The organism is Runella sp. R0.1_18 (genome assembly GCF_057652155.1).
In genome coordinates this window covers 199,118-225,215 of the sequence record NZ_JBYFCK010000004.1, presented here as the reverse complement: position 1 = coordinate 225,215, position 26,098 = coordinate 199,118, and the positions used below count along the sequence as shown (strand labels likewise).

Annotated in this window: 15 protein-coding genes; 6 read left to right on the top strand and 9 right to left on the bottom strand. The window is 45.1% G+C overall.

Going from position 1 to position 26,098, the window contains the following annotated elements; all coding sequences use genetic code 11:
• Positions 1-150 precede the first annotated feature (150 nt).
• From AC23P2_RS08810 to AC23P2_RS08800, 3 genes are all read right to left on the bottom strand, one after another.
• A complete protein-coding gene (locus tag AC23P2_RS08810) occupies positions 151-6,834 on the bottom strand; it encodes an SdrD B-like domain-containing protein (RefSeq protein ID WP_487772849.1) in 6,684 nt (2,227 codons plus the stop codon).
• Between the two features lie 229 nt (positions 6,835-7,063).
• Positions 7,064-9,841 carry an Ig-like domain-containing protein gene (locus tag AC23P2_RS08805; protein WP_487772848.1) on the bottom strand — a complete coding sequence of 926 codons (2,778 nt, stop codon included), beginning with the start codon at positions 9,839-9,841 and terminating at the stop codon, positions 7,064-7,066.
• A gap of 328 nt (positions 9,842-10,169) precedes the next feature.
• Positions 10,170-16,670 (bottom strand): SdrD B-like domain-containing protein, encoded by a 6,501-nt coding sequence (locus AC23P2_RS08800; RefSeq protein WP_487772847.1) that lies wholly within the window; start codon positions 16,668-16,670, stop codon positions 10,170-10,172.
• A 438-nt stretch (positions 16,671-17,108) separates the two neighbouring features.
• On the opposite strand from AC23P2_RS08800, the gene AC23P2_RS08795 reads away from it, so the two are divergent.
• Entirely contained in the window at positions 17,109-17,324 is a 216-nt protein-coding gene (locus AC23P2_RS08795; protein ID WP_487772846.1) for a hypothetical protein, read from the top strand.
• On the opposite strand, the gene AC23P2_RS08790 is transcribed toward AC23P2_RS08795, so the two are convergent.
• Positions 17,314-18,423, bottom strand: coding sequence for an LpxL/LpxP family acyltransferase (locus tag AC23P2_RS08790; protein ID WP_487772845.1), 1,110 nt, complete (start codon positions 18,421-18,423; stop codon positions 17,314-17,316). The genes AC23P2_RS08795 and AC23P2_RS08790 overlap by 11 nt on opposite strands.
• Before the next feature lie 15 nt (positions 18,424-18,438).
• The gene (locus tag AC23P2_RS08785) at positions 18,439-18,618 is read right to left on the bottom strand and encodes a hypothetical protein (RefSeq protein WP_487772844.1); all 180 of its coding nucleotides are present in this window, start codon (positions 18,616-18,618) and stop codon (positions 18,439-18,441) included.
• A gap of 604 nt (positions 18,619-19,222) precedes the next feature.
• Here AC23P2_RS08785 and AC23P2_RS08780 point away from each other — a divergent pair.
• Positions 19,223-19,957, top strand: a complete 735-nt coding sequence (locus AC23P2_RS08780) for a LytTR family DNA-binding domain-containing protein (protein ID WP_487772843.1) — start codon at positions 19,223-19,225, stop codon at positions 19,955-19,957.
• Here AC23P2_RS08780 and AC23P2_RS08775 read toward each other — a convergent pair.
• A complete protein-coding gene (locus AC23P2_RS08775; RefSeq protein ID WP_037301114.1) occupies positions 19,952-20,632 on the bottom strand; it encodes a response regulator transcription factor in 681 nt (226 codons plus the stop codon). The two genes, AC23P2_RS08780 and AC23P2_RS08775, sit on opposite strands and share 6 nt — an antisense overlap.
• Before the next feature lie 199 nt (positions 20,633-20,831).
• The gene (locus AC23P2_RS08770) at positions 20,832-21,251 is read right to left on the bottom strand and encodes a nucleoside-diphosphate kinase (protein ID WP_028525028.1); all 420 of its coding nucleotides are present in this window, start codon (positions 21,249-21,251) and stop codon (positions 20,832-20,834) included.
• A 121-nt stretch (positions 21,252-21,372) separates the two neighbouring features.
• On the opposite strand from AC23P2_RS08770, the gene AC23P2_RS08765 reads away from it, so the two are divergent.
• The 4 genes from AC23P2_RS08765 (at position 21,373) to rdgB (ending at position 25,016) form a co-directional block, all read left to right on the top strand.
• The gene (locus tag AC23P2_RS08765) at positions 21,373-22,401 is read left to right on the top strand and encodes a DHH family phosphoesterase (RefSeq protein ID WP_487772842.1); all 1,029 of its coding nucleotides are present in this window, start codon (positions 21,373-21,375) and stop codon (positions 22,399-22,401) included.
• 55 nt (positions 22,402-22,456) lie between these two features.
• Positions 22,457-23,368: an FKBP-type peptidyl-prolyl cis-trans isomerase gene (locus tag AC23P2_RS08760; RefSeq protein WP_487772841.1), complete on the top strand. Its 912-nt coding sequence runs from the start codon at positions 22,457-22,459 to the stop codon at positions 23,366-23,368.
• Between the two features lie 58 nt (positions 23,369-23,426).
• Complete coding sequence (locus AC23P2_RS08755) at positions 23,427-24,362, top strand: FKBP-type peptidyl-prolyl cis-trans isomerase (protein ID WP_487772840.1); 936 nt, start codon at positions 23,427-23,429, stop codon at positions 24,360-24,362.
• A 66-nt stretch (positions 24,363-24,428) separates the two neighbouring features.
• Positions 24,429-25,016, top strand: coding sequence for an RdgB/HAM1 family non-canonical purine NTP pyrophosphatase (rdgB, locus tag AC23P2_RS08750; protein ID WP_487772839.1), 588 nt, complete (start codon positions 24,429-24,431; stop codon positions 25,014-25,016).
• Here the strand turns inward: rdgB and AC23P2_RS08745 are convergent.
• Both AC23P2_RS08745 and AC23P2_RS08740 read right to left on the bottom strand, forming a co-directional pair.
• Positions 24,995-25,435, bottom strand: a complete 441-nt coding sequence (locus AC23P2_RS08745) for a hypothetical protein (RefSeq protein ID WP_487772838.1) — start codon at positions 25,433-25,435, stop codon at positions 24,995-24,997. The genes rdgB and AC23P2_RS08745 overlap by 22 nt on opposite strands.
• Positions 25,436-25,447: 12 nt before the next feature.
• Positions 25,448-26,098, bottom strand: a 651-nt coding sequence (locus AC23P2_RS08740; protein WP_487772837.1) for a fibronectin type III domain-containing protein, incomplete at its 5' end; no start/stop codon positions are given.

Sequence of the window (26,098 nt, the reverse complement as noted above, 5' to 3'; positions counted from 1 at the left end):
CTTTGCAGGATTACATCTATAAAAGGCAGCCAACATTCTGCAACAATCGCGCCAAATCTCAAATAAGTACATTAAAAAAGGGGATAAAAGCTACGCCTCACCCCCTTTTATTATCCCTTCAAGAATACTAAGAGCAACTTAATATCCCATTCACTTTCTTTTCTTCTTTATGGTAAACGGTACACAAATATCCACAGGGCAACAATTTACCCCCGCTTCGATGATGACTGGGCAACAGCCATTGGCTGGACAGGTCTGGTTGGTGGCCGTGAATGTGTAGGTTCCTATTTCAGAGAACAACACCACATTCCCCGTCGCAACTGCCGCTGTGCCTCCGTTTTTGAACCACTGCACGTTCGTCAAATAAGCTGGCAGGCTCACTTCAAGTTTTTGGTTTGGACATAAGTCAAACGGTACTGTGAAGCATTGTTGATCAATGTCGTCTTCACCGCCTTTGCCGTTGCCTGGCGTGCTATCGCGGTCTTTTTCGTTGGTCTTGCTGATTTCCGCCGTGTTCAAATGTACGCCCGCCTGCGTCGCTTTCACTTGGTAGCTCAACGTCACGGTATCGCCATTGGCAGCAATGTTTCCAATGTTCCATTTTATGACGTTACCACTAATGGTCGCACTGCCTCGGCTTGGTGAAAAGCTGCCGCTCACAAACTGTACCGTCGTTGCTAAACTGTCCACCACTTCCACGCCCGTTGCGTTTTTGTTCGATTCGTTCCAAACTTTAATCGTATAGGTTAAAATATCCCCTACTCGCGCAATTTTCTTGTCAATCGACTTCTTTAACGCTAAATCAATGGTGTCGATACAAGTTTGTGCGTTAATCGTCGCTGGGACGCGGCTTGTACTCACTGCCGTTGGACAGGTTGGATCGGTACTACGCGCTTGGGCGTAGAAAATCGTGTTCGCCGTTACCGTGCCACTTGGTTTGTAGTTTAAACCCGTTGCTAGCACTGTTCCGCCCGTTTGTTGACTAAACCATTCTACCGTCGCCAAACCTACCACCGTCGCTTTCAATGTCGGGAAGGTATCTCCGATACAAGCGGTCATGCTTGGAGCTAACAATACTGGCACTGGTGGATTACAGTTACAGTTAGGGCCAACAATAATCGTATCTGATTTACAGATGGTGCTCAAGCTATCAGTGATTGTTACATTTGCCCCTGACGGAATACCTGTTACGGTATAGGGGTTATTTCCACTTATGACACCCTTATTCACTTTCACAATACCAAGTTTATTGTTCACGGTAAAGCTAATGCTGTACGTTTGTACATCTGCTGAACATACTGGTGCGTTTGATAAAGTCACGCTTGATTCTACACAAGGTACGACCAATCCTGCATCCACCGTTGGATTGTCTTTGGCAATGCCCGTACCCAAAGCATCTATTGTCACGACCTGACTCAAACCTGTAGTCGGGTTGAAATCGCTGTCTTTCGTATCGTCTCCACCCAAATTTTGCTGGCTGCTAATCACACAACCCGCTGGTAAGCTCGTAGTTACAATCTTCACTTGGTAAGTGCCTGAGTTCAAATTCGAGAACAAGTACAATCCACTTGCGTCTGTTGTGTCAGTCGCCAAGACGGTACTCGTCGTTGAGTTCAACAATTGAACTATCACGCCTGAAACCGCTGGTTCGCCTGAATCTTGAACGCCGTTGTTGTTTTGGTCTTTCCATACGTAGTCTCCAATCGAGCCTTTCGGCTGAACACATACTGGAACTATTACCTTCACTGTATCCTGGCAATTGTTCAAAGTATAAATAAAGTCATACGATTGGCCTTGCGCTGTTGCATTAGAAATGCTCACTAAACCAGAACTGTTAATCGTCGCCCAAACTGGATTTCCTGTCAACGCCGACCAAGTTCCCCCCGCTGGCGTCGCCGCTAGTTGAACGCTCGATGGTACGCTGCCGTTTGAGCATACCAACGTCGTATCTTTTCCAGCACTTGGTTTGGCATTGACTGTCACCACTACATTTGCCGTATCTTTACAGCCTGCGGCGTTTTGTGTTACCAACACGTACGTCGTCGTGCCTGCAGGTCTTACTGCGGTTGGCATCGTCACAGCTGCGCCGCTTGCCGTGCCCACCGTCCAGGCTGGACTTGAATAACTAGCGTAATTCGTAATTTTTGAGGTCAAATCTATACTTTCACCTGCACATATTGTAGCACTACTGTCGGCGATTACTGGCTTCGCATTTACTACCAAACGAACATAAGCTGTATCTGCACAAGTCACATCCACCGTCGTATTTACTACTACCGCGTAATATTTTGTACCTGCTGTTGTCAACACACTACCGCTCGGCGTAAAAGTCGCGCTCGTTGCACCACTCACTGCCGTACCCAAACTGCTCGTCGTGTCGGCCAATGGACCGTACCATTTGTACTCAACCCCCGTGCTTGGCGTTACTGAGTAAGCACTTGCTGTACTACCCACACATATCGTTTGGGCTTGCGGAGTTGCAACTGCTACTGGTTTGGTACACAAAATACATTCATAAGTATAAGTCACCTTTGCACTGGCATACGCCCGCGTTCGCTGGATATAGCGTAGGTTCCCACCTCCACCGGTCAAACTAAGACCTGATAACGTACTCGCACTCAAAGCCACATTTCCTGTGCCGATAAAGGGAGCCAAATCTGGTGCTGTATTATAGGTAAACGTGCCACTCACCGAATCTGCTATCATCGGGTTAAGGTACATGTCATCGTCGTCTGTTGCATCTCCCGTCGCATTCGTTACCCAACGAGCATCTGTGCGAGGATCTTTGAATACCGACAAATAATCATCTACCCATGACTCCATTCGACCCAATGTCGTTGGCGTTGGTATTGTTGCTGGAATGCTATCTCCTGCCCAACTGCCCGTCGCGGGCACTAAAACACCACCTAGCAAGGTCGTTTGAGGTATCAACATCTCCAACGTGTTCGTCGCAATGTCGGAACCATTCAAATTAATCGTCGCTTCTGATGTCGCCTTCGCATTGAACGACTGTGACTGCGCCGCGCGGTTCTCAAATACAAATGCCGTCTTACCTCCTACCAAATATTCCAATTTTACCGATTGTAGCACCCGTGTGCCTCCCTGTTCATCAAATTTAGGAATCACAATCGGCAATGCGTTCAACTCTGTTATATCCATTTGCGTGGCGTACTCGTAGGTCACCGTGCTTGGAGTTCCTTGCACACAGGTCACGGCACAAGTACCTGGGTCAGTCACCACCACCGTTGTGGTACAACCAGTCACATTATCTGTAATCGTCAAGGTCACATTGCCTTTACCTGCGCTGCCTGCTGGCGTGCGCAGTGGCGTGTTCAAACCACAATTCACCGAAGTCGCTGCACTACCGTTTGATAATGTTACCACCAATGGATTCCCTGCTTGTGTGGCCGTCACCGTAAATGTATTGACACTCATCGGTGTCGCTGACACATGAATACTGAACGCCATGTAATCGTCCGTGCCATCTTCGGGCGTACCGTTGGCGTGGCAGAGAGCCGTCACTGCGGGAACGGTTATTTTACTCACATCCAATTGAACAAACGCAGTATCAGCACACGTCACGTCCCCCGTCGTATTGACTACTACCGCGTAATATTTTGTACCTGCTGTTGTTAATGCCGTGCCCGTTGGCGTAAAAGTAGCGTTGGTCGCGCCGCTGATGGCAGTACCCAAACTTTCCGACGTACTTGCTAGTGGGCCGTACCATTTATAATCAACTCCCGTGCTTGGCGTAGCTGTAAAGGCCGAGGCTGTGCCACCTACGCAGATGGTTTGGATTTTGGGCGTCACTGAGGCAACGGGTAAAATACAGCAGGCTACTGGAGCTACTGTGATGGTTGTGTCTTTATAGCAACATTCGCCATTATAAAAACGAATGGTGTAGGTTGCACCCGCGTTTGGAATGCCTGTCACCAAATCTTTGGGGAAAGTGCTGCCAATCGTCGTAGCAGTGGCGTAAGTGGTATCGCCACTCCAAGCCCCCGTACCCGTTTTGGTTCTATATTTATCATAAGGCGAGATAGCTGCACTCAAGCTGATTTTACCATCGTTTTGAGGAACTGTCACCGCACATTTAGGCGCCGTCACTGTGATTGAACTCGAACCAAAAGAAGTGTTAGTACAATAAAAGCCAGCATCAAGGGTGTGGTTTACACTACCCGCCGCTCCCGTTGTGAAGTTAATACAAAAAGCCCCACTGATTACTTCCGCATCGTTGTCGTTTTGGTCGTTACCATTACTGGCGGTAGCATCTTTTTGTGTTATGTCAAATTGACCTAAACCTGATACCGTTAGTTTGCCACCCACAAGTTGGCCTTCGCCAAATACCAACTTATAAGCTGTCGTAGCCAGAAGCGTTGTATCTGCCCCAGTACCTGTCCACGTTCCATTCACCAATTTAGAGGCTGTCGAAAAATAATACTCCCCGTTTGTACCTGTTGTGGTCGTGGCTATTTTGGTCGTGCCTTTGTAGAGTGTCACGTTGATGTCTTTCAGGGCTTTTTCACAAGGGTCTTGTATCCCGTTTTTATTGACATCATTCCATACGTAGTTGCCGATTTCGAGGTACATGGGAAGCTCACACAAAATCTCCATGTCTCCCAAGCCCGTTGACTTTCCGAAAGTACCCACCTCATTGTTTGTATTGTACAACACAAAACCCATGGCAGCACCGCTTGGGGCGAGCCCAGTGGTATTACTCCAATAACGAATCCCGCCCGAAAAGTTTGTCCCTGTTTGGTTTTGGTCAATAGGATCCATTGCCGTGGTAATAACTTGACCAGACCCTGGTTTTAGCGCCAACGCCCCAAATGCAATCTCGGCGTGCGTTAATGCTCCATTGCCTCCCAAAAAGTCGTCATTATAAAATTCTCCAAAACCAGGACCTTGGTTGTTGTTCACACCCGAGCCCGAAAGCCCTGGTACTTTTCCATCATTTTCAAGAATAAACGTACCATTCGTAAATGCAGCTCTTAGTACATCGCCTCCTGCTAAACCAGTATATACACCTGTTCCAGAAGGACGGTAGTTATTATATCCCGACTGCAAACCTGTACGATCACCCAAGGCCAACACCATCGACCCATCAATGTCGAATTCAATGTCGGTAAGCATTGGCTGAGGATATAATACCCGAATAAAAGCTCCGTTGGTAGTATTGCTGTTGACGGTATTAAAACTGTCCGTCCAAGGATACCAACCTACTCGATTAACCACCGCAGGCGTGCTATTTACCAAAACCGCGCCCTTAGGATAAGTCAATGGAAAATCAAATACTTGGGTAAAATTGGTTCCATCAAAGGCATTGACAAAACCCCGTAGGTTTGATTTTGTGGAAGTAGAGGCATCACACACTGAACCTACATATACTTTGCCTTTATATACTTTTGTGGCAAATGGGCGTAATGTCCCGCCTGTACATCCAGGGTCAGGAATAGCCCAAGAACCTAGCAAACTCGGCGAAGCACCGCTAATATCTATTTGGTATAATTTTTTATCAAATAAGTTAATGAAATACAGCGATTTACCATCTTCTGACATCTCTAAATCCCCCATTCCCACTTTGCCAATCAGCTCAAAAGCCAGCGAGTCGGCACTTGGTTGGGCAGGGTCAGGATTTAGTCCTCGTGTGGCATTGGTCACCCCAAACCAAGGATCGCCTGCGTTGGAAGCACCCACATTGATATTTAGTGGGGGTTGTGATACATCTACGTAGGCAGACGCCGTATTTGTCACCATGTCCGTCACATAAATACCTCCCAAACCGAGTGGTCCTAAGCCCGCGTGCCGTTTCAATGTAGCCGAGGTATAGACCTTATGTTTGTGTCTATCATAAGCTACGCCCCACAATGTACCCACTTCTTCGGCCTTGGCCAAAAGCGCTATTTTCGACATGTCTTTGGGACCAGTAGTACCGTAGTCAAATGCTACCAAAGCATCCAATTGTCCACTCAAGCTACCCACATCTGGCTTTCCATAAACATAGCAAGGTACCACTACTTGGGGAGTTGTTTGGCAATAATCATTGTTATCAAGCACCCCCAAATCAATCGTACAATCGGGGGCAGTCACAAACTGCACAGTCGTACGGCTATCTGCCCCGTGCATTGTTCCTTGGCCTGCATAACTTGGTAGGCTGGCAAACTCTACCCGAATCGGATAGTCTGATGTAGAGACACTTAGCACATATTTCCCTGAAGCATCGGTGGTGGTTTGAGCAGCGATTCCGCCTGCACAATTGTAGGCAATAACGGTCACTCCTGCCACACCATTGATTTCACCCGCATCTTTTATTCCATCCGCATCATAGTCGTTAAACACCGTTCCTCCTGCTTGATTTCCACTACAAACCAAGGGTGGACAAGCGGCTGGTATTGGAGCCGTTGAGGTTGCACTACATGAAGTTTGAGTGGTGAATTGGGCCGTAATTGGCAAAATACTTCCAGTCGCATTTACCTCAAAAGCAATCACTTGAGGTGTCACAATAGTCTGGTTTCCCTTTATGGTTGTTGCTGGATAACTTACGGCAAACGTCCCTGGACGAATATACCGTTTGTCGGTACCGAGTGTCACCTCGATACTGTCATTGGATGGTGCGTTCGACCAGCCGACTTCAATACTTACGGTAGCCTTGCTCTGACCACTTAACAAGTAGCAGCCCGAAACGGTTACTTTGTTGATGGTAATTGAGCACTGTTGCGCCTGAACGAGTTGAAAAGACCCAAGAAGAATACCAAGAAGAGCGAAGGTTTTTATGCTATACTGCACAAACCACGCCGCATACTCCCGTCGATGGATACGGTGTAAAATTGCCATGAAGCTTTGCCAAGAATAGGGTAAATGGATACATTTATGATTATGTATCCATTCCTAACAAAACACATACCATAATTACCAAACTAATCAAAAAAGGGATAACAAACTTTGAATAATAGAATACATTAGTCAAATTATCATATTCCACTCCTCAAAATATTAACCCAAAAAGATAGTATTATCCCTGCCAACAATTACGCCAAACTGAACATTTTCAGCATTAGAATATTTATTTCTTTGCTTTTTTGGATTGTTTTATGGTAAAAGGGATACACAATTCGACAGGACAACAATTAAGACCCTCTTCAATGATAATTGGGCAGCAACCTTCAGCTGGACAGGTCTGATTTGTTGCAGTGAAAGTATATACCCCTACATCACTCAAAAGGATAACATTTCCAGTCGCGATGGGCGTTGTGCCGCCATCTTTATACCATTGTACACTGGTATATTTGGACGGCACGCTCGCCTCGATTTTCTCGGTAGGGCAAAGTTTAAAAGGCACAGTAAAACATTCACGGTCGATGTCGTCTTCCCCTTCCGTGTTATTACAAGGAGTAGAATCCACATCCTGTTCGTTTGCCGTACAAATTTGGGCGGTATTAAAATGAATACCTTCTTGGATGGCCTTGATTTTGTAGGTCAAAGTAACCGTATCTCCATTGGCGGCGATCTCACCAATTGTCCATTGAATCACATTTCCATTGATGGCCGCACTGCCTCGACTTGCGACGAAACTACCTGGTAAATAAGCGACCGTCGTTGCCAAAGAATCAGTGACAGATACCCCCGTAGCACCTTTGTTCGATTCATTCCATACCTTTATAGTATAAGTCAAGGTATCGCCAATTTGGGCTATTTTTTTGTCAATAAATTTCTTTAGGGCTAAATCAATGGTACAGGTATCTGCGTTGATAGTAGCGGGCGTGCGGCTCGTACTAATCGCTACAGGGCAAGCGGGGTCGGTACTCCTTGCTTGCGCATAATAGGTTGTAGTACCCGTCACGATGCCCGTTGGTTTATAAGTCAAGCCCGTCGCCAGGATGTCTCCGCCCACTGACTGGCTAAACCACTCGACGGTAGCCAAGCCCACAATCGCGGCCTGAAGTGTTGGCAAAGAATCACCAATACAAATCGTAAAACTCGACGTTATCACTTTGGGCAAGGATGGATTACAGTTACAGTTGAGCCCTGTCACGGTGGTGTCTGATTTACAAATCGTACTTGAGCTGTCTGTAATAATTACGTCTTCGCCCGAAGGAATCCCCGTGACGGTGTAGGGATTGTTACCCGTTAAAGTTCCTTTATTTACTTTCACCGTACCTAGTTTGTTGGTTACGCTGAAGGTAAAACTGTACGTTAGGGCATCGTCAGAACAAGTCGGTGTGCCTAGCATCGAAATGAGGGATTTGGCCCGAACGCCTTTTATGGTGACAGTGGTATCTTTGTAACAGCCACTTTCTTGGTTAAACACCCGCACTGTCCAAGTAGAATCAGCCGTTGTATTGATATTCGAGACAAGCGTTAATGGAAAAGTATTGGGTAAAGTAGTTGCATTCGCATACGAAGGACCTGTGTAGGTAGCGCCTTTACTAATTCCAAATTTGTTTCCTTTCGTGACAGCTGTCAATTCGAGTTTTCCTGCACTTTCGCAGGTTGGATCAGTCACTTTCACTGCGATAGTCGGCTGGTCGCATGGGCAAATCACATCGCCACACACAAAGGCCAAGTTTTTACTAAGCACGCCTTGTTCAAAACCAAGATAGGTACTAAACTTCCCAAAATCAGGATTAGAAGGCGAATCGAGGGTGAGTTTGGAAACGCAATCACCGTAGAAAGTAGCCACGTAAAGGTTACCGTCGGGGCCAAAGTCGATGTCAAACGGGCGGCGGCGTGATTGTTGGTTGGACGACGTAATGGGGTAACTTTTTATCAATGTACCTTCTGCCGTTAGGTGCTCTACAGCATCCCCGTTTCCGTAACCGTCCACCGTTGTCCAAAGCGTGCCGTCTTTGTCCACCGTGATACCCACATAAATTTTGCCATCATTACGGGTTCGTAAGCGTACGGGGTTAGAAAAAGTGCTATCCATTACCTGTACGGTGCTTCTGCCTGCGGTATTTAAGTCGTTGTAGCCCGTGGTGACATACACCTTCCCGCCGTAGGCTGCCACTCCCCAAATTTTATTTTGGCCATCCGAGAAAAAAGACGTTGCTCGCGAAACCACAACTTGCCCGTTTTGAATCCGAATTTTTTCAACACGGCCATTGGTTCCACCTCGTAATAAGTACTTTTTATCTTCCGAAAGCGTAATATCAAACGAATTAGTCCCCGACGACGGTTGTACATTGGGAAAAAAGGTAGCTTGGGCAAAGCTATACACTTTGATGGGGCTACTGAAAGGGCTACCGATGTAGGCAATTTTGTTCACTTGGTCAATTGCAATACCATCTCCCCCTGTGTTAGGAATCGAACAAGGAATGGTGCCGCTGTTGGGGTCTAAAGGCTGAATAATCACTTTTTCGCCTGCATTCGTAATTTCTCCCACCAAAATCGTCATGTTCGTGCAGGGTTCCACACAACGATTGCAGTTTAGCACAACGGTTGTATCCTTAAAGCAAGTATTGTCCCCGTTGAATACTCGGATGGTCCATAAAGACGAGGCATTGGTGATATTAAGACTATCAGCCGCTCCCGATGAAAGATTTTTGGCGGCGGCATAGTCAGGCCCCGCATAAGTTGCGCCTTGGGAAATACCGTATTTGTCGGCGCCCGTCGCTACCAAGGCAATCATAGCATCGTTATTGCCCCCTCCACCCGTTTTACAAGTGGCCGATGTAACTGTTACGGAATTAAATTTAGGGGAAACGCAGGTGAGAACCTGCGAAAAAGTATGTTCTGTTTTATTTGCAACATGTGCAAACGCATTTCCAACCATTAACAATGCTGCTAATGATACCACTATGCCTACGCAAACGCGTAAACACACCTTTGGGAGGATAATCATAAATGTATGTATAATAGAGTAGGAAAAGAATATACCAAATGCTAGTCAGCGCATTTATAAACGTACGGTAAGAACAAGTGCAAAAATAGTGCCGAAATGGCTAAAATGCAGATATAGGCATCCCTAAACCACAGTTTAGGATGCCTTGAGAAGCAACTGTCGTAAAAATATTATCCAAAATTCACTATTAAATATACCAGCAATAAATGTACCAAATTTAAGCACTTCACTGATTTTTGGTTAAACTTTAATTCTTCAAAATAAATACCAACAAAAAGCCCCCCTTCTTCTGATGAAAAAGGGGGGCGCGGTTGGCTACAACCTTATTTTACTTTTTCTTTCTTTTTTGAATCGTGAATGGCACGCACAAATCCTCTGGGCAGCAGTTTACTCCTGGCTCAATGATGATTGGGCAACACCCTTCGGCTGGACAAGTTTGGTTCGTTGCGGTGAAAGTGTAGATACCTACTTCACTAAACAGAACCACATTGCCCGTCGCTACTGGCGTCGTTCCTCCATCTTTAAACCATTGAACATTTGTGTAAAGTGCAGGTACCGATGCTTCCACTTGGTTGGTTGGACACACCTTGAACGGCACGCTAAAACACTGACGGTCGATGTCGTCTTCAGCTGGATTGCCATTACCTGGCGTCGAATCCACATCTTTTTGATCTACTTTCGAGATTTCTGCCGTGTTGAAGTGTAAGCCTTCTTGCGTCGCTCGTACTTGGTAGGTCAAAGTCACCGTATCTCCGTTCGCCGAAATGTTGCCAATCGTCCATTTGATGGCATTACCACTAATCGTAGCAGTACCACGACTTGGTTGGAAACTACCCGATATGAACTGTACCGTCGTCGCAATACTGTCCGCGACTTCTACACCCGTTGCATTTTTGTTCGATTCGTTCCAGACTTTTAGCGTATAAGTAAGTACATCACCTACCTGCGCTATTTTCGTGTTAATCGATTTCTTCAATGCTAAGTCCACCGTGTCAATACAAGTTTGGGCATTAACCGTCGCTGGGACGCGGCTCGTACTCACTGCGGTTGGACAGGTTTGGTCGGTACTGCGCGCTTGGGCGTAATACGTTGTTGTACCCGTCACTGTGCCACTTGGTTTGTAGTTTAAGCCTGTAAACAATACCGTTCCGCCTGTTTGTTGGCTAAACCATTCTACCGTTGCAAGACCCACCACCGTCGCTTTCAAGGTCGGGAAGGTATCACCAATACAAGCGGCTACACTTGGCGTCAACAATACAGGTACTGGTGGATTACAGTTACAGTTAGGCCCTACGATGGTCGTATCTGATTTACAAATAGCGCTCAAACTGTCCGTAATTATCACACTCGCTCCCGATGGGATACCCGTCACCGTGTAAGGATTGTTTCCGCTCAACGTTCCTTTGTTCACTTTTACAATGCCCAATTTATTGGTCACCGTGAAGGTTATGCTGTACGTTTGTACATCTGCCGAACAGATTGGCGCATTCGATAAAGTAACGCTCGATTCTACACAAGGAACAACTAACGCCCCGTCAACCGTCATGTTGTCTTTGGCAATACCCGTTCCCAAAGCATTAATCGTCACGACTTGGCTCAAACCCGTGGTTGGGTTAAAGTCAGAATCTTTCGCATCGTCACCACCCAAATCTTGTTGGCTACTGATGACACAACCTGCTGGCAAACTCGTCGTTACAATTTTTACTTGGTAAGTACCACTCTCCAAATTCGAGAACAAGTACAAACCTTGGGCGTTCGTCGTGTCAGTCGCCAAAACCGCACTCGTTGTCGAGTTTAACAATTGAACAATTACACCCGCTACCGCTGGCTCGCCCGAATCCTGAACACCGTTGTTGTTTTGATCTTTCCATACGTAATCCCCAATCGAACCTTTCGGAGAATACAAGCCCGCGTCAACCGTTGGGTTATCTTTGGCGATACCTGTTCCCAAAGCATTAATCGTCACGACTTGGCTCAAGCCCGTTGTTGGATTAAAGTCAGAATCTTTGGTATCGTCACCGCCCAAGTCTTGTTGGCTGCTGATAACACAACCCGCTGGTAAACTTGTCGTTACGATTTTTACTTGGTAAGTGCCTGACTTCAAGTTCGTAAATAAGTACAACCCATTCGCATCAGTCGTATCAGTGGCCAAAACGGCACTGGTTGTCGAGTTCAACAATTGAACGATTACACCCGCTACCGCTGGCTCACCCGAATCTTGAACGCCGTTGTTGTTTTGGTCTTTCCAAACATAATCCCCAATCGAACCTTTCGGTGTTGACAGTGCCGCATCTATCGTTGGATTGTCTTTGGCGATACCTGTCCCCGCAACATTAATGGTTATCAATGGACTCAAGCCTGTTGTTGGATTAAAGTCAGAGTCTTTGGTATCGTCACCACCCAAATCTTGCTTGCTGCTAATAACGCAGCTATCAGGCAAACTTGTTGTTACGATTTTTACTTGGTATGTCCCATTTGGTAAGTTAGGGAACAAATATAAACCGTTAAAATTAGTCGTATCCGTCGCTATAACCGTCGTTCCTTGCAACAACTGCACGATTACGTCTGCCACCGGTGATTCATTAGGGTCTTGAATACCATTATCATTTTGGTCTTTCCAAACAAAGTCTCCAATTGAACCTCTGAGTGAATACAAAGCAGCATCCACAGTTAAATTATCTTTAGCTGTACCTGTACCCAAAGCATCGATGGTTACTACTTGACTTAAACCTGTGGTTGAGTTAAAGTCGCTGTCTTTCTCATCATCGCCACCCAAGTCTTGTTGGCTGCTAAGTGCACAGTCTGCGGGTAGGCTCGTTGTCACGATTTTTACTTGGTAGGTCCCTGAGTTCAAATTTGAGAACAAGTACAAACCTTGGGCATTCGTTGTGTCAGTTGCCAATACCGCGCTGGTTGTCGAGTTCAACAATTGCACAATCACACCCGCTACTCCTACTTCAGTTGCATCCTGAATACCATTATCGTTTTGGTCTTTCCATACATAATCGCCAATCGAACCCTTAGGTGAGTACAAGGCTGCATCAACCGTTGGGTTGTCTTTGGCAATGCCTGTTCCCAAAGCGTCAATTGTCACCACTTGACTCAAGCCAGTTGCTGGGTTAAAGTCAGAGTCTTTGGTATCGTCACCGCCCAAATTTTGTTGGCTGCTGATGACACAACCTGCTGGCAGGCTCGTCGTCACGATTTTCACTTGGTACGTACCGCTTGATAAATCAGAGAACAAGTACAAACCACCCGCGTCTGTCGTATCGGTAGCTAAGACAGCACTGGTCGTAGAGTTCAACAATTGAACTATCACGCCTGCCACTGCTGGTTCTCCCGAGTCTTGAACGCCGTTGTTGTTTTGGTCTTTCCATACATAATCACCAATTGAGCCTTTAGGTGAGTACAAAGCTGCGTCAATGGTTGGGTTGTCTTTCGACAAACCAGTACCTGTGGGATCTAACGTTACTTTTGCACTAAAACCAGTGACTGGATTCACGTCCGAATCTTTGGTATCGTCGCCCCCCAAATCTTGTTTAGTACTAATCACACAACCTACTGGCAGGCTTGTAACGACTACTTTGACGTAATAATCTCCCGCATCCAAATTGGTAAACCCATAAGCCCCACTTGCATCCGTAGTATCTTTAGCAACTGGACTACCTGTCGTACTTCCTTTGTACAACTCCACAACGACGTCTTTCACACCCGTTGACCCATCATCCTGAATACCATTGTTATTCAAATCTTTCCACACATAATCTCCGATTGAACCTTTGGGCGAATAAAGTGCCGCATCAACGTGAGGATTATTACGTAGCGTATCGCTCGCTGGCTTTGAAGTATCAATTGTAATCAAGTGACTCAAACCTGCCGCGTTAAAATCAGAATCTAGCGTATCAGCTACTCCTGCGGCATTAGGTTTGGAAGAAATAACACAGCCCGCAGGAAGAGAAGTCAGGAGTAATTTGACCTGGTAAGTATCTGATGTGAGGTTATTGAAACTGTAGAAACCATTTACATCGGTCGTATCTTCATCGACCACACTTGAGCCTTGGAGAAGTTGCACAATTATTCCAGCTTGTCCTGCTTCAGTTGGGTCTTGTTTACCATCATTATTGGTATCTTTCCAAACGTAGTTACCGATAGAGCCTAGCGGTGAATAAAGCGCACCGTCAATCGTTGGGTTATCTTTGGCAATACCCGAGCCAGTAGGAGTAATCGTTACCGATTGACTCAGTCCCGTTGTTGGGTCAAAATCAGAGTCTAACGTATCAGCCACTCCAGCGGCATCTTTCTTTGAAGAAATAACACAGCCTGCTGGCAACGATGTAACCAAGATTTTCACTTGATAATTTCCCGCACTTAGGTTGTTAAATCCATAGATACCATTGGCATCGGTTGTATCGGTAGCTACGACGGTTGCTCCTTGCACGAGCTGAACAATAACGCCTGCGACTCCTAGTTCTCCACTGTCTTGCTTGCCGTTGTCGTTTACATCTTTCCAGATGAAATTACCCAATGAACCCACAGCAGGCTGATAACCTCCGTCAAAGGTGTGCATATTGGCCCCAGAGCCTCCCGTAATCAAAGTCACTTCTCCGTTGGCTCCGTTAAGGGCAAAATCATTATCTGCCAAATCATTGCCCAAAGCATCTGTGCCTGTTAATACGTTACTGCCGCTAGTTGATGGTATTTTCAATCTGTACTTCGTAAACGGTTTTAAGGCTACGCCATATTTGATACCTGCCGCATCCGTTCCTGTTAGTGACGTAAAGTAGTAATTACCGTTATTATCTGTAGTAACAGTCGTAATGGTTGTCCCTGTTGAATCACAGAGCGTTACAACGACCCCACCCACTCCATTTTCTCCTGGGTCTTGGATACCGTTTTTATTGGTATCTAACCAAATTCGGTTACCTATTTCAATGGGAGAAGCATCACAAGTAAGTTCCAACGCTCCCAAACCAGCCGCTTTACCAAAGGTAACACCTCCATCACTTGTTGTTTGGAATATCTGATAACGTTTAGACACAGTTCCATTAGTATTACTAAACCAAGACGTTCCACCTGACCAAACATTGAGTGGATCCATAACCGTTGCTAACAATACCCCACTTCCTGGCACAGTAAAGCTACTCCCTACATAGGTTTCTTGGTGAATTTCAACAATTGACCCTCCAACTACTAATTGACCAGAAAATTGTTCCTGCGAATAAAACTCTCCACCACCTGGGCCTTGGCTGTTAGCCGAGCCTGTCAATCCACTAACGTTACCACCTGACTCCAGCGTCCAAGTACTCGAACCTTTCGCCAAACGAAGGATGTCTCCGCCAATATAACCGCTAAATATACTATCATTGGAAGCACCAACCCCCGTATTCCGATACCCTAATTGGTGACCAGAGCGGTCGGTAAAGCCCAACACCATGTCTCCGTTCTCTACAAAGTCAATGTCTGACAACAACGGTTGCGGGCGCATTGTTCTTGGAGCACCTGGTGTACCAACAGCCGCTCCCTTATAAAGTACGCTAAAGTTATCGGTCCATGGAAGCCATTTGTCAGGATCTTCAGAAACATGGACTTTTCCTTTGGGATAGTTTAACGAAAAGTTGGCTACAGCAGTCGTATTAAAAGTTGCTGCTACAGGGTCAAACGTATATACATACGCATTAAGATTATTTTGAGTTCCTCCAGCACTTTCTGCACTACAGATGGTGCCTACATATACTTTCCCTTGATAATAACGCACTGCAAAAGGGCGAGAAACCCCATTGGTACAGCCTGGATCAGGAATGGTATAGGTATTTATATCCGCCGCTGTAATGGTTGTTTTGGCAGGTACACCGATATTGATAGAAATGAGTTTTTTCTGGTATAAGTTAATGACATAAAGCGTGCGTCCATCCTCAGAAATGGTCATTCCACCCAACCCCACTTTCGCCACTGCTCCAAAAGCCGAAGCATCCTCACTACTTCCATTCGCTGCCGCAGGCAAGGTACGAGTTCCAATCACAGATTGGCCAAGATCAATGTTGTGCGGGGCACCACTGAAAGTTTCCAAATCGACCAACAAGGCCGTAGAAGGCGTTGCACCTAATTGGGTAGTAAAAATCCCCCCTAAGCCTGCAGCAAGTAAGCCAGTATGGCGTTTCAAAAAAGCCGCAGTAAAGACTTTGTCCGTTTCTCTTTGGTAAGCGGCTCCCCACACAGACCCTACGTCAACGGCATTTGCCAATCCCGTAGGAGCAGTCGTTGAGGCATTGGCTATGCTGTAAGGAAACTTCACCAAAGCCTTGCCCGTTCCTGCCGTACCACCTCCTAGTGGGTTTCCGTTCACAAAACAGGTCACAATCACATCGGGAGTCCCTGGGCAATAATCACTTGGGTTGTTTGCCGCCAAGTTGATTCCTGTTGCGGGTGCTGTTGCAAAACGCACTGTTGTGTTTCCAGTTTTACCATTGGAGGCATAAAACGTATTGGGAAGCGTAAACTCTAAGCGTACATCTCCCGTAATACCTGCAATGGTGTATGCCCCAGAAGCGTTCGTAGTGGCAGTAGCGCCTACTTGTACATTGGAGGCATTAAAAGCTTTGACAGTAACGCCCTCAAGACCAGGCTCAATAGGATTAGTGGTTTGTTGTGTACCGTTGATGTTAAAATCACGGAATACCGTTCCACTTACTTGGGCCATTAACTGCTGATTCAGCAACAAACCTATACAGAATAGCCCCCATTTGAGTAACCTCCTTATCTTTGGTGGATTCAAGCCCTTATCCTTGAACAAGGCTGAGAGATGTTGGTAATTGTTTGGATACATAAACATTTGAAACAGTTGCGTTGGTAATCCTCTCTAATTTTAAAACTCCGTTTACAAGACCAGCATGCTTTATTGTAAGATATACAATACTTTGCGACTGAGCACTGCAAAGGATATACCTTCACCTGTCAAATACTATGCCAAAACTCTTATTTTAAATCCATAAATAATCTGGGATAAAATTTTCATCTTTCAAATGAAATGGCTGAATCATAAAACCAAATCTCATTAAAAGCACTGAAAGGAACAATCGTAAATGCCCTAAAAAGACATGGCCCCATCTCAGAGAGATGAGGCCAATGCTGCACACTTTACCCTACTTTGAAAAATTATGTCATCGTTAATTGGAGACACCTCATAACGTTGTCCTATTACCTTACATAACGTTGAGCAAGCTGTCTCTGTACAGCTAAACGATTTATTGCTTTTGAGCTTAAATTCTCTGTGACGAAATTACTACGAAAACAAACACAGACGACGCCGTTTCAAGTCCAAAACCGTGAAACCTACATTTTTGCCCGTGAAATCTACATTTTAGCCCGTGAAATCTACATTTTAGCCCGTGAAGCATTTTCAAAAAATGACCAAAAACGGCTGTTTAGGATGGGGGTAAAAACAAAAAGTCTCCAAATTTGGAGACTTTCTACACTCAAATTATAATTTCTTGGCGAACTAACTCTTGAAAAATTGGTTTTCCCAACACCCTTTTAGGGTTACTAAAAGGAGATTCAAGCAGGTAATCTCGCAAACTATCCGATATTTCGTACGTAGAATAATAGCGTTTATCAAACAAAACGGGCGACTCTTTCAGGTCAAAAATACTGTAGCGATGCTCGTTGAATTGATAACTCAACCTTCGATAAGCCGAAGGGGGTGGTGGCGATAACGACGTTTCATCTGTTTGTAAAGAATGGTGTATATAATTCCAACCCTCCCATTGTTCGGGGAAATTGGCAACGTATTTGGCAAAAAAATCAAAAAGTTGTTGTAAAACTCGCTGTGAATATGCCTCTTTGGGCACAGACTTATTAGGAAATATACCTTCGCCCATGTACAGGACATTACTCATATCCGATTTTCGATACGAAATCACTGGCACTAGCGGCACCCCAGCTACATAACTAAGGTAGGCCATTCCTTTTCGGGCAGTGATTGTTCGGCTTAAAAACGTGATTTTCTCAAGCTTTTCATCGCTTGTACCTACGTTTCCATCCAAATATACTAACAACGACCTCCCTGCTTTTAACTCTCTAAGCAGTTTTAGTACAATATTAGGGTCTTCTGCACTCACTACGTGGACTTCACTATCCGTTTTGTACGTTTGTTTCATCCTACTTGTATAGTCCATCATCGAATCAATCTGCTGTTTATAGACATCTTTTTTTACAATGGTTGTAAAATGATGCCCATTTTTAATCAACAAATTGGCAATGATTCGGTACGAACCTAAATGAAACGTACAAAATATACTCGGAGTACCTGGGGTTTCTAACGCCTTCAGGTCACCATTGAGAGAGCATACCTCACTAATATGCAATACATTACGATCAAAGGTCTCAAATGCCAAGCTCGTCAGTAGCTTTCTAAACATCTCAGCATGTTCCGAAACAGGGATTTCAGGCAGGAAGTTGGTAAGGTTCGCTGAAAATATCGCAAACCTTACCATATACCCTTCTTCATCTTGTAAATTCACTTTGTTAAATGCACTTTCGCAGTCGAGAAGCGCACGCTGATAGTTTATAAAACCTGAAAAGCTCATTGCTGACAGAGAGATTTATTGAAGAACTAGCTTATTTTCAACGTCGTTGTTTACTACAATTTTGTAGCAAGACGCCAAGGGGTCAGCATCTCCAAGGTTGAGTACCTTTGCAGTTTCATTTTTGGCATAAAATTTGCCAGCCCGGATAAAAGAGTTCAATTCTTTTTTTGCTTTGATTTCAAATGACTTTTTCATTGTTGTAGTAGTTAAATTTTTGATTTTAAACTATTGATAACCAGTGCATTATTTGTTATTTTTAACCCACTGTTATTTTCCGCTTTGGATGATACAAAGGTAGGTCAGGGAAGCGTGCTGGGAAATCCGCAGTAATGCCTATATTTATGAAATGTTATAGTAACTATTGACTATTTTGTATCTTTGTGAGTCACAATACCCTACACTGCCAAAGGCAGTTGATACTTAAAGAGAAGCCATGAGGTCTCTAACACTTAATCGGTCTTTCTATACAAACCCCAAGGTTGGGGTTGGGTTTATATTTGCCATTTTTCTCTTTTTTGAAATTATTTCGTGGGCAATTGCGCCTCAAACGAAACATGACATCTATGTAACCTACTTCACATTTTTCAGCTACCTTAAAAATTTCATGGTTGGATTATTGATACCAGAACTTTTTACATTATATATACTATCTTTCCTAATTGACATATACCACCGTTTTTGGGGAATCCGCAAAATCAACTTTAACGCGCTATCTATTCTTTGGTACGAACTAAAATTCTTACCTCTTTTCTTTACGGCATTTTTCCTTTTTTTCCCTGTTACGTTACATATTCGCTTTTTGCTTCGCGAATTCCCCCACTATTCGTTTAACCGCTACCTCGATTTATACATTTTACATGGTTTCACGAGTGCCACCTATTTTTTGTACCTACCATTTATCATCATTCTAGGCTATATTTTATTGAATGTGTCGCTGGTTCGCGATTTTTTACAAATAAATGCGTTCACTCCAACACATTCTCAAAAACAAGCTATTGCGCTTCGTCGGCATTCTTCGCCAGCAGCAGCTGTTGTTAAAGAGACAGTAGCACCTCCTGCTCCGCCAAAAAGTGTTGCCGAAGCCGTCCCTGTTGCTGAATCAGAATCATTTACTACATTTTCAATAAATACCCCCATAACCACCAATAGCCCCGCGCCTACCGACAAATACATCAAGTTCATCGACGGCAAAGCAACAACGGGTGAGGCATTCTTGAGAATTGACGATTGCTACTTTTTTGAAACAGTAGAAGAGAAATATTTTGTGGAACACCCCAAAGGTCGTTTCCAAATCTCAAAACCGCTCGCTGTGCTAGAATTAGAGCTTGACCCAATTCACTTCTTCCGAATTCACCGAAGTTGCATCATCAACATGAATCACCTTAATAGCTATACGTACTGGGAAAAAGGAAAATACCTTGTGTATGTCAAAGGTACCAACCAAGCACGAGAGCTAGTGATGCCCCGTACTCGGCTGGATGCCTTCAAAAAATCGCTTAGTGAAAACCGTAGCCTTCCTAGCAAACCACTATAATGTATTGAGGTACGATTTTATCTGTAGCCCAAATTTGAGTAAATGTCGGTTGCTTTCAATGCCTAGTTTTTGAATTAAATTTTGTTTGTGATTCGCCAGTGTTCGATAACTAATCGACAACGAGTCGGCTATTTCGTAGCCTGTCAGCCCCTCGGTTACTAGGTACAGAATCTGACGCTCTCGCTTGGTGAGTGACTTCAGCTTTCGGTGCGTTTCACTATCCACCTCATTGACTCCCATCTTCTTCATGAGGTCTTTGAAGCCATCGCTGTAGTATTTTGTTTGCGTCTGGATATACAACAAACATTTGTACAGCTCTTCCAATTTATCTTCCGAGTAAAGGTAGCCGTTAAAATTGGCGTCCAGTGCTTTGGAGAGTTCCCTGGAATTAGAGGCATTAAAAAACAATACCATTTTAGGTCGGCTCGATGCCTCCGCAATTTGCTTCAGTAGGTGGCTTGTTTCTTTTCCAATCAAGTTGGCTTCAACAATCACGCACTTTGGTTTCTTGGTGTGAATCTTCTGAATAAGCTCATCCAACTCGTTAGCTCTTCCTACAACATCGAAGCCTTCGCTCTCTAAAAGTTTGCTCAATACTTCGCACGAAAACGGTTCTTCTTTGGCAATCAATACGGACGAATCCATCTTCCGCAATCTCATTTCGGGATTTTTCATTTCTCTACTTATGGGGGGATTTTACAGGTTATGACTGTATTGAAGATACACCTTGTAGTGCCCCCTAAGCAAGACATTTCCGTGAAACCTACATTTTTGCCCGTGAAATCTACACGAAATTGATGTTTCACGGAAAATGGCACAAAAAAAAGGCTCCGATATACCTCGGAGCCTAAACTTTTTTTGGGCTATTTTTTTACTAAAATTGCTCCGTCAATGAGAAAAAGAAGCCGCCTTCAATCGCCGCATTTTCGTCTGAGTCAGAACCATGAACCGCGTTTGCCTCCAACGACGTTGCGAACAATTTGCGGATGGTTCCTTCGGCTGCTTGGGCTGGATTGGTCGCTCCAATCAACGTACGAAAATCAGCAACCGCATTTTCTTTTTCTAAAATCGCCGCGTAAATCGGCCCCGATGACATGTAAGCACAAAGACTAGCATAAAATGGACGTTCGGCGTGTACGGCATAAAATTGTCCTGCGCGCTCTTGGGTCAACAATGTTTTTTTCAACGCCACAATACGGAATCCCGCTTCTTCAATCATCTTCAAAATTGCGCCTGCATTCCCTGCTTCTACAGCGTCGGGTTTCACCATGGTGAATGTTCTGTTGGTTGCCATTAGTATGTTGTGATTTAAAATGAACAATTTTCGATAAAAAAGTGGGGCAAAACTACGCAGACTACACAGGTTTTGAAAACCTAGCAGGTCTTTTTTAAGAAAATTGCTAATTTTGCAAGCTATGCAACAGTGGAACGCATTTTACGAACTCATCAATTCGCCCCAAAAACGTGTTGTCATCTTGACCCACCAAAATCCTGACGCTGACGCGATAGGTTCTTCTTTGGGATGGAAATTATACCTTCAAAAAAAAGGACACAGTGCAACGGTCATCATTCCTAACGAATGTTCGGCCAATTTGCGCTGGATGCCCGACTTTGCTGAAGTAATTACGTACGACCAAAACGTTCAGTCTCAAGCACACGCCAAGCAGGTGATACAAGAAGCCGAGGTGATTTGTTGCTTAGACTTCAATGCCCTACATCGTATCAAAGGCTTGGGCGAACTGGCACTGGCTTCAACGGCCACCAAAGTGCTCATTGACCACCATTTAGAGCCAGAATCCTTTGCCGATTTTGTGTTTTCGGATACGACCAAAGCCGCTACGGCGCAGTATGTACTTGAACTCATTCAGCAACTAGGGGATGCCTCGCTGGTGGACTTGCCCATGGCCCAGTGCTTATACGCGGGAATTATGACCGATACAGGTTCATTCCGACACGGAAGTACCACGCCCGAAGTACACCTTGCCGTGGCTGAACTCATGAAAACGGGTTTGCAAGTAAACGACGTCCATCGGGCTATTTTTGACAACAACACCGTCAGTCGTACGCGGCTTTTAGGATATGTTTTATCGGAAAAACTTACCGTTTTGCCCGAATACCGTACAGTCTATATGACCTTATCGCTCGAAGAGTTAAAACGCTTTCAATCGGAGATGGGTGACACTGAAGGCATTGTTAATTATGGACTTTCGCTCGAAAACATCGTCATGTCGGTACTCATCATCGAACGTCGCGACGAAATCAAGCTATCATTCCGTTCAGTGTCTGATTTTTCGGTGCGCGACTTGGCCCATAAGTACTTTGCAGGAGGAGGCCATAAAAACGCCTCTGGTGGGCGTACCAGTACCTCATTAAAAGAAACCACTGAGCTTTTATTATCAGTATTGCCCGAATACCAAAATGAGCTTTTAAGCGTTAAAAAATAATCTTGTAATCGCATCCCAATTCAAATACAATTAAACTGTGCTTTGCACTCATTTCATGAAATTTAAATCAACCATTGCTTTTTTCTCGGTAGCTGCCCTCATGGCTGCTTGCAACAACCGTGTTAGTGTCAGCGAAACCGGTCTTAAATATCAAATTCACGATGAACATTCTGATAGCCGCAAACCAAAAGTTGGCGATATTCTTACGTTTCATTTGGTATTAAAAAACAGCAAAGACTCTGTCTTGCGTGATACCTATAAGGAGGGACAACCAATGCAAATGATGCTTCAAGTACCTCCTTTCAAAGGTAGCTTTGAAGAAGGTCTTGCCATGATTTCTAAAAAAGACAGTGCGTCGTTTTTCGTAAGTGCCGACTCCCTCTTTACACGCATGATGCAACCACTTCCTCCAGGCATTCCTAAAGGTTCGGACATTCAGTTTACGGTAAAACTCGTGGATGTTCAGAATGAGCAAGAATTCCAGAAATCACAGGCATCTGCCCGTGAAAAACAAGTAAAATTGGATGCCAAAACCATCGACGACTACGTAGCTAAAAACAAACTTAACGCAACCGAAACAGCGTCGGGCTTGAACTATGTAGTAACTCAGGAAGGAACAGGAGTGAAGCCCGTTGCTGGAAACGTCGTAACGGTACACTACACTGGCAAACTCCTTGACGGAAAAGTTTTTGATAGCTCAGTGAAAAACCCACAAAGTGGTGGTAAGCCCATCGACTTCCCTATCGGCCAAGGAATGGTGATTCCAGGCTGGGAAGAAGGAATTATGACCATGAAAAAAGGTGGAAAATGTACGTTTATCATTCCGTCGTCGTTAGCTTATGGAACGGCAGGTTCTCCAGGCGTGATTCCACCAAACTCTGTGTTGGTATTTGACGTTGAATTGGTGGACGTGAAAAAAGCACCAGCAGCTCCCGCAGGGCCTGGCGCAGTAGGTGGGCAACAGTAAGCAGCCAACCATTGCTAATCGCAAACAAACTCAATCAAACACACTCAATCGAACAAGAATGAGGGGAAAGTTAATTTTAGGTACAGCGGCAAGTATTGTGGCAACGATGTTTGCTTGCAAGCAGACGGAAGATGTGTACCAAGATCGTAAAACACTCGAAAATAAGACCGAAATCAAGAACTATCTGAGTGCCAACCGACTTGTGGCCGATAGTCTCAATTCGGGCTTGTTCTATGTCGTTAGCAACGCCGACACAAGCCTCCAGAAACCTCAAATTGGAGATGAAGTAACGTTTAGCTACATCGCTAGGCGGCTTGATGGAACCATTATTGACAGCAGTCAAGTAGGATACGGAGACGTGTTTATTCGTTCTTTTAATACTAACGACATCACTACTACTGGCTATGCAATGGCCTACCGTTTTAACCCTGTGCCATCGTTTGAGGTACTAATGAACGCTCCTTATGAAAAAATAAGAGAGACTGACAAAGTAACGCTCTTCGTACCATGGTCGTTGCGTGGATCTGGTGATGTTTCATTGCTAGCGCCACTCTACATTCCCATTCGCTACGATATAAATATCTTAAAAGTACGTACGCAGGAAGAACAAATTAACGATTACGTAGCTGCTAATAAGATTTTAGGCTTAGAGAGAAACAACGAAAATGGACTTCGGTTTGTAAAGACCTTGGCTCGTCCTGATTCTGCCCAAATCGAAATTGGCACAACAGTAAGTGTGGTCTATACTGGAAAGCTCATCCGTAATGGGAAGGAGTTTGACAGCGGCACGACTGACGTAAACGTGGTTGACCCTAAAGGTACGGCATCGGGAGGCGTGGTGAAAGGATTTAATGACGGTATCGCCAAAATGCGTTACGGCGAAAAAGCCATCATCATCTTCCCTTCTACCCTAGGGTACGGCGCTACTGGTAGTGGTGGGAAAATCCCCGCTTACTCTCCGCTGCTCTTTGAGGTCGAAGCGAAACGCAAGTAACTTTATTTTTTATACCACAAAAAGCGGCCGAATGGCCGCTTTTTGTTCTTTTATCTTTCTAACATCATGCAACTTTGTTTTGCCACTAACAACGCCCACAAACTCAAGGAAATCAAAGCACTCTTGGGCGATAATTTTGAATTAAAAACCCTCCAAGAAATCGGCTGTAACGAAGAGCTTCCCGAAACCACCGATACCATTGAAGGCAATTCAGCGCAAAAAGCGGAATACGTCTGGGAGCACTACCACGTCAACTGCTTCGCCGATGACTCTGGCCTTGAAATAGAAGCACTCAACGGCGCTCCTGGCGTTCATTCGGCGTACTACAGCGGTGAACGCAACCACGCCCGTAATATCGAGCGTGTTCTCAACGAATTGGCCAATGAAAGTAACCGCCGAGCACGTTTCAAAACCGTTATTACGCTTACGTTAGAGGGAAAAAGCTATTCTTTTGAAGGAATTGTAGAGGGAACTATCATCGACAGCCCACGCGGCACCGACGGCTTTGGCTACGACCCTATCTTTGTTCCGGAGGGTAGCCAGCTCACGTTTGCCGAAATGACGCTGGCCGAAAAAAGTAAAATCAGCCACCGTTCACGCGCATTTGCCAAGCTGGTTGCTTTTTTGCAGGATTACTCGGGTATCAATTCGTAACTATTGATACTATTTCCCGTTTTGCGGCTTTCGGCGGTGCGTTCTAATTTCAGTACATCGGCGGTCGGGGTTTCGGTAATAAAAAACTCCACCGTCCCAATGGTGCCCGTCGGCTTTGGAACTAGGTTTTCTAAAATAAGGCGCTGGTTGTCGGTCGAAACCGTCCACGTTCCTACCAGCGTTCTACCATCAATGTCTTTGAAAGTGACTTGCTTAGGGTCGCTCAAATCCAGCCGAAAATTGGCATAACTTGGCTTCACGTTGCTGGCTCCTCCCAAGCTAAATACTACCTGAGTTCCTTCTTTCACCAATTTTGCTTTCCATTTTTTACCAATCAAATCGGTAATAGGAACTACTTTTTCGGGGGTACATCCTGCCAACAGCAGCAAACAACAACTAACTATCGCTAACGTCTTCATATCCTTTGAGAATTAATTGAGCACAATTTTGGTTGAAAAAACCCGATTTTCGGCATTGACAATAACCACATACACGCCTCCTCTCAGCGCACTTAGGTCGTGTATCCATGCTTGCTTGCCTGCCACGATGCCTGCATCGGTTTTAAGCGGTTGGCCGTTTAGACTCATGAGTTTCCAGCCCATTTCTAACGGCTGAAAACGCTCGTTTTGGATGCGTAACGTCTGGCCGTACGCGATAATGGTTAAACCCACTTCCGACAACTGCGGCCGCACCGAAATCACGACTTCGGGCGTAGTGACACTCACTACGTTGCTGTATCCTGAGTTCCCAGCGGCGTTAGAAAGGCGAATGCGGTAATAATAGGTAGTTTGTTCGTTGAGCCCAAGATCCACGTACGAGGTACTTGTGGCGGGTTGTTGCGTAATTTGCATAAACCCAGTATTAGGACTGGTTGAACGCTCAACGAGGACGTTGGTGGCGTTCGAGAGCGTTCCCCACGTCAACCGAATTTGGTCATAATCTGCAAGTTCGGCCGTAAGGTTTGTCGGAGTCGCAGGAACGGCCAATGAGGTAGTAGCGTCTGCGACGTTGGTATAACTACTTGCTCCTGCCGAATTATTGGCCCGAACGCGGTACCAATAACGCGTCGAAGCGTTCAAGCC

What these genes read in the sequence shown, in the direction of transcription:
- AC23P2_RS08770 (WP_028525028.1), bottom strand. Translation starts at nt 21,251, where the DNA reads ATGGCAACCAACAGAACATTCACCATGGTGAAACCCGACGCTGTAGAA.
- AC23P2_RS08810 (WP_487772849.1), bottom strand. Translation starts at nt 6,834, where the DNA reads ATGGCAATTTTACACCGTATCCATCGACGGGAGTATGCGGCGTGGTTT.
- rdgB (WP_487772839.1), top strand. Translation starts at nt 24,429, where the DNA reads ATGCAACTTTGTTTTGCCACTAACAACGCCCACAAACTCAAGGAAATC.
- AC23P2_RS08765 (WP_487772842.1), top strand. Translation starts at nt 21,373, where the DNA reads ATGCAACAGTGGAACGCATTTTACGAACTCATCAATTCGCCCCAAAAA.
- AC23P2_RS08760 (WP_487772841.1), top strand. Translation starts at nt 22,457, where the DNA reads ATGAAATTTAAATCAACCATTGCTTTTTTCTCGGTAGCTGCCCTCATG.
- AC23P2_RS08775 (WP_037301114.1), bottom strand. Translation starts at nt 20,632, where the DNA reads ATGAAAAATCCCGAAATGAGATTGCGGAAGATGGATTCGTCCGTATTG.
- AC23P2_RS08755 (WP_487772840.1), top strand. Translation starts at nt 23,427, where the DNA reads ATGAGGGGAAAGTTAATTTTAGGTACAGCGGCAAGTATTGTGGCAACG.
- AC23P2_RS08800 (WP_487772847.1), bottom strand. Translation starts at nt 16,670, where the DNA reads ATGTTTATGTATCCAAACAATTACCAACATCTCTCAGCCTTGTTCAAG.
- AC23P2_RS08785 (WP_487772844.1), bottom strand. Translation starts at nt 18,618, where the DNA reads ATGAAAAAGTCATTTGAAATCAAAGCAAAAAAAGAATTGAACTCTTTT.
- AC23P2_RS08790 (WP_487772845.1), bottom strand. Translation starts at nt 18,423, where the DNA reads ATGAGCTTTTCAGGTTTTATAAACTATCAGCGTGCGCTTCTCGACTGC.
- AC23P2_RS08745 (WP_487772838.1), bottom strand. Translation starts at nt 25,435, where the DNA reads ATGAAGACGTTAGCGATAGTTAGTTGTTGTTTGCTGCTGTTGGCAGGA.
- AC23P2_RS08805 (WP_487772848.1), bottom strand. Translation starts at nt 9,841, where the DNA reads ATGATTATCCTCCCAAAGGTGTGTTTACGCGTTTGCGTAGGCATAGTG.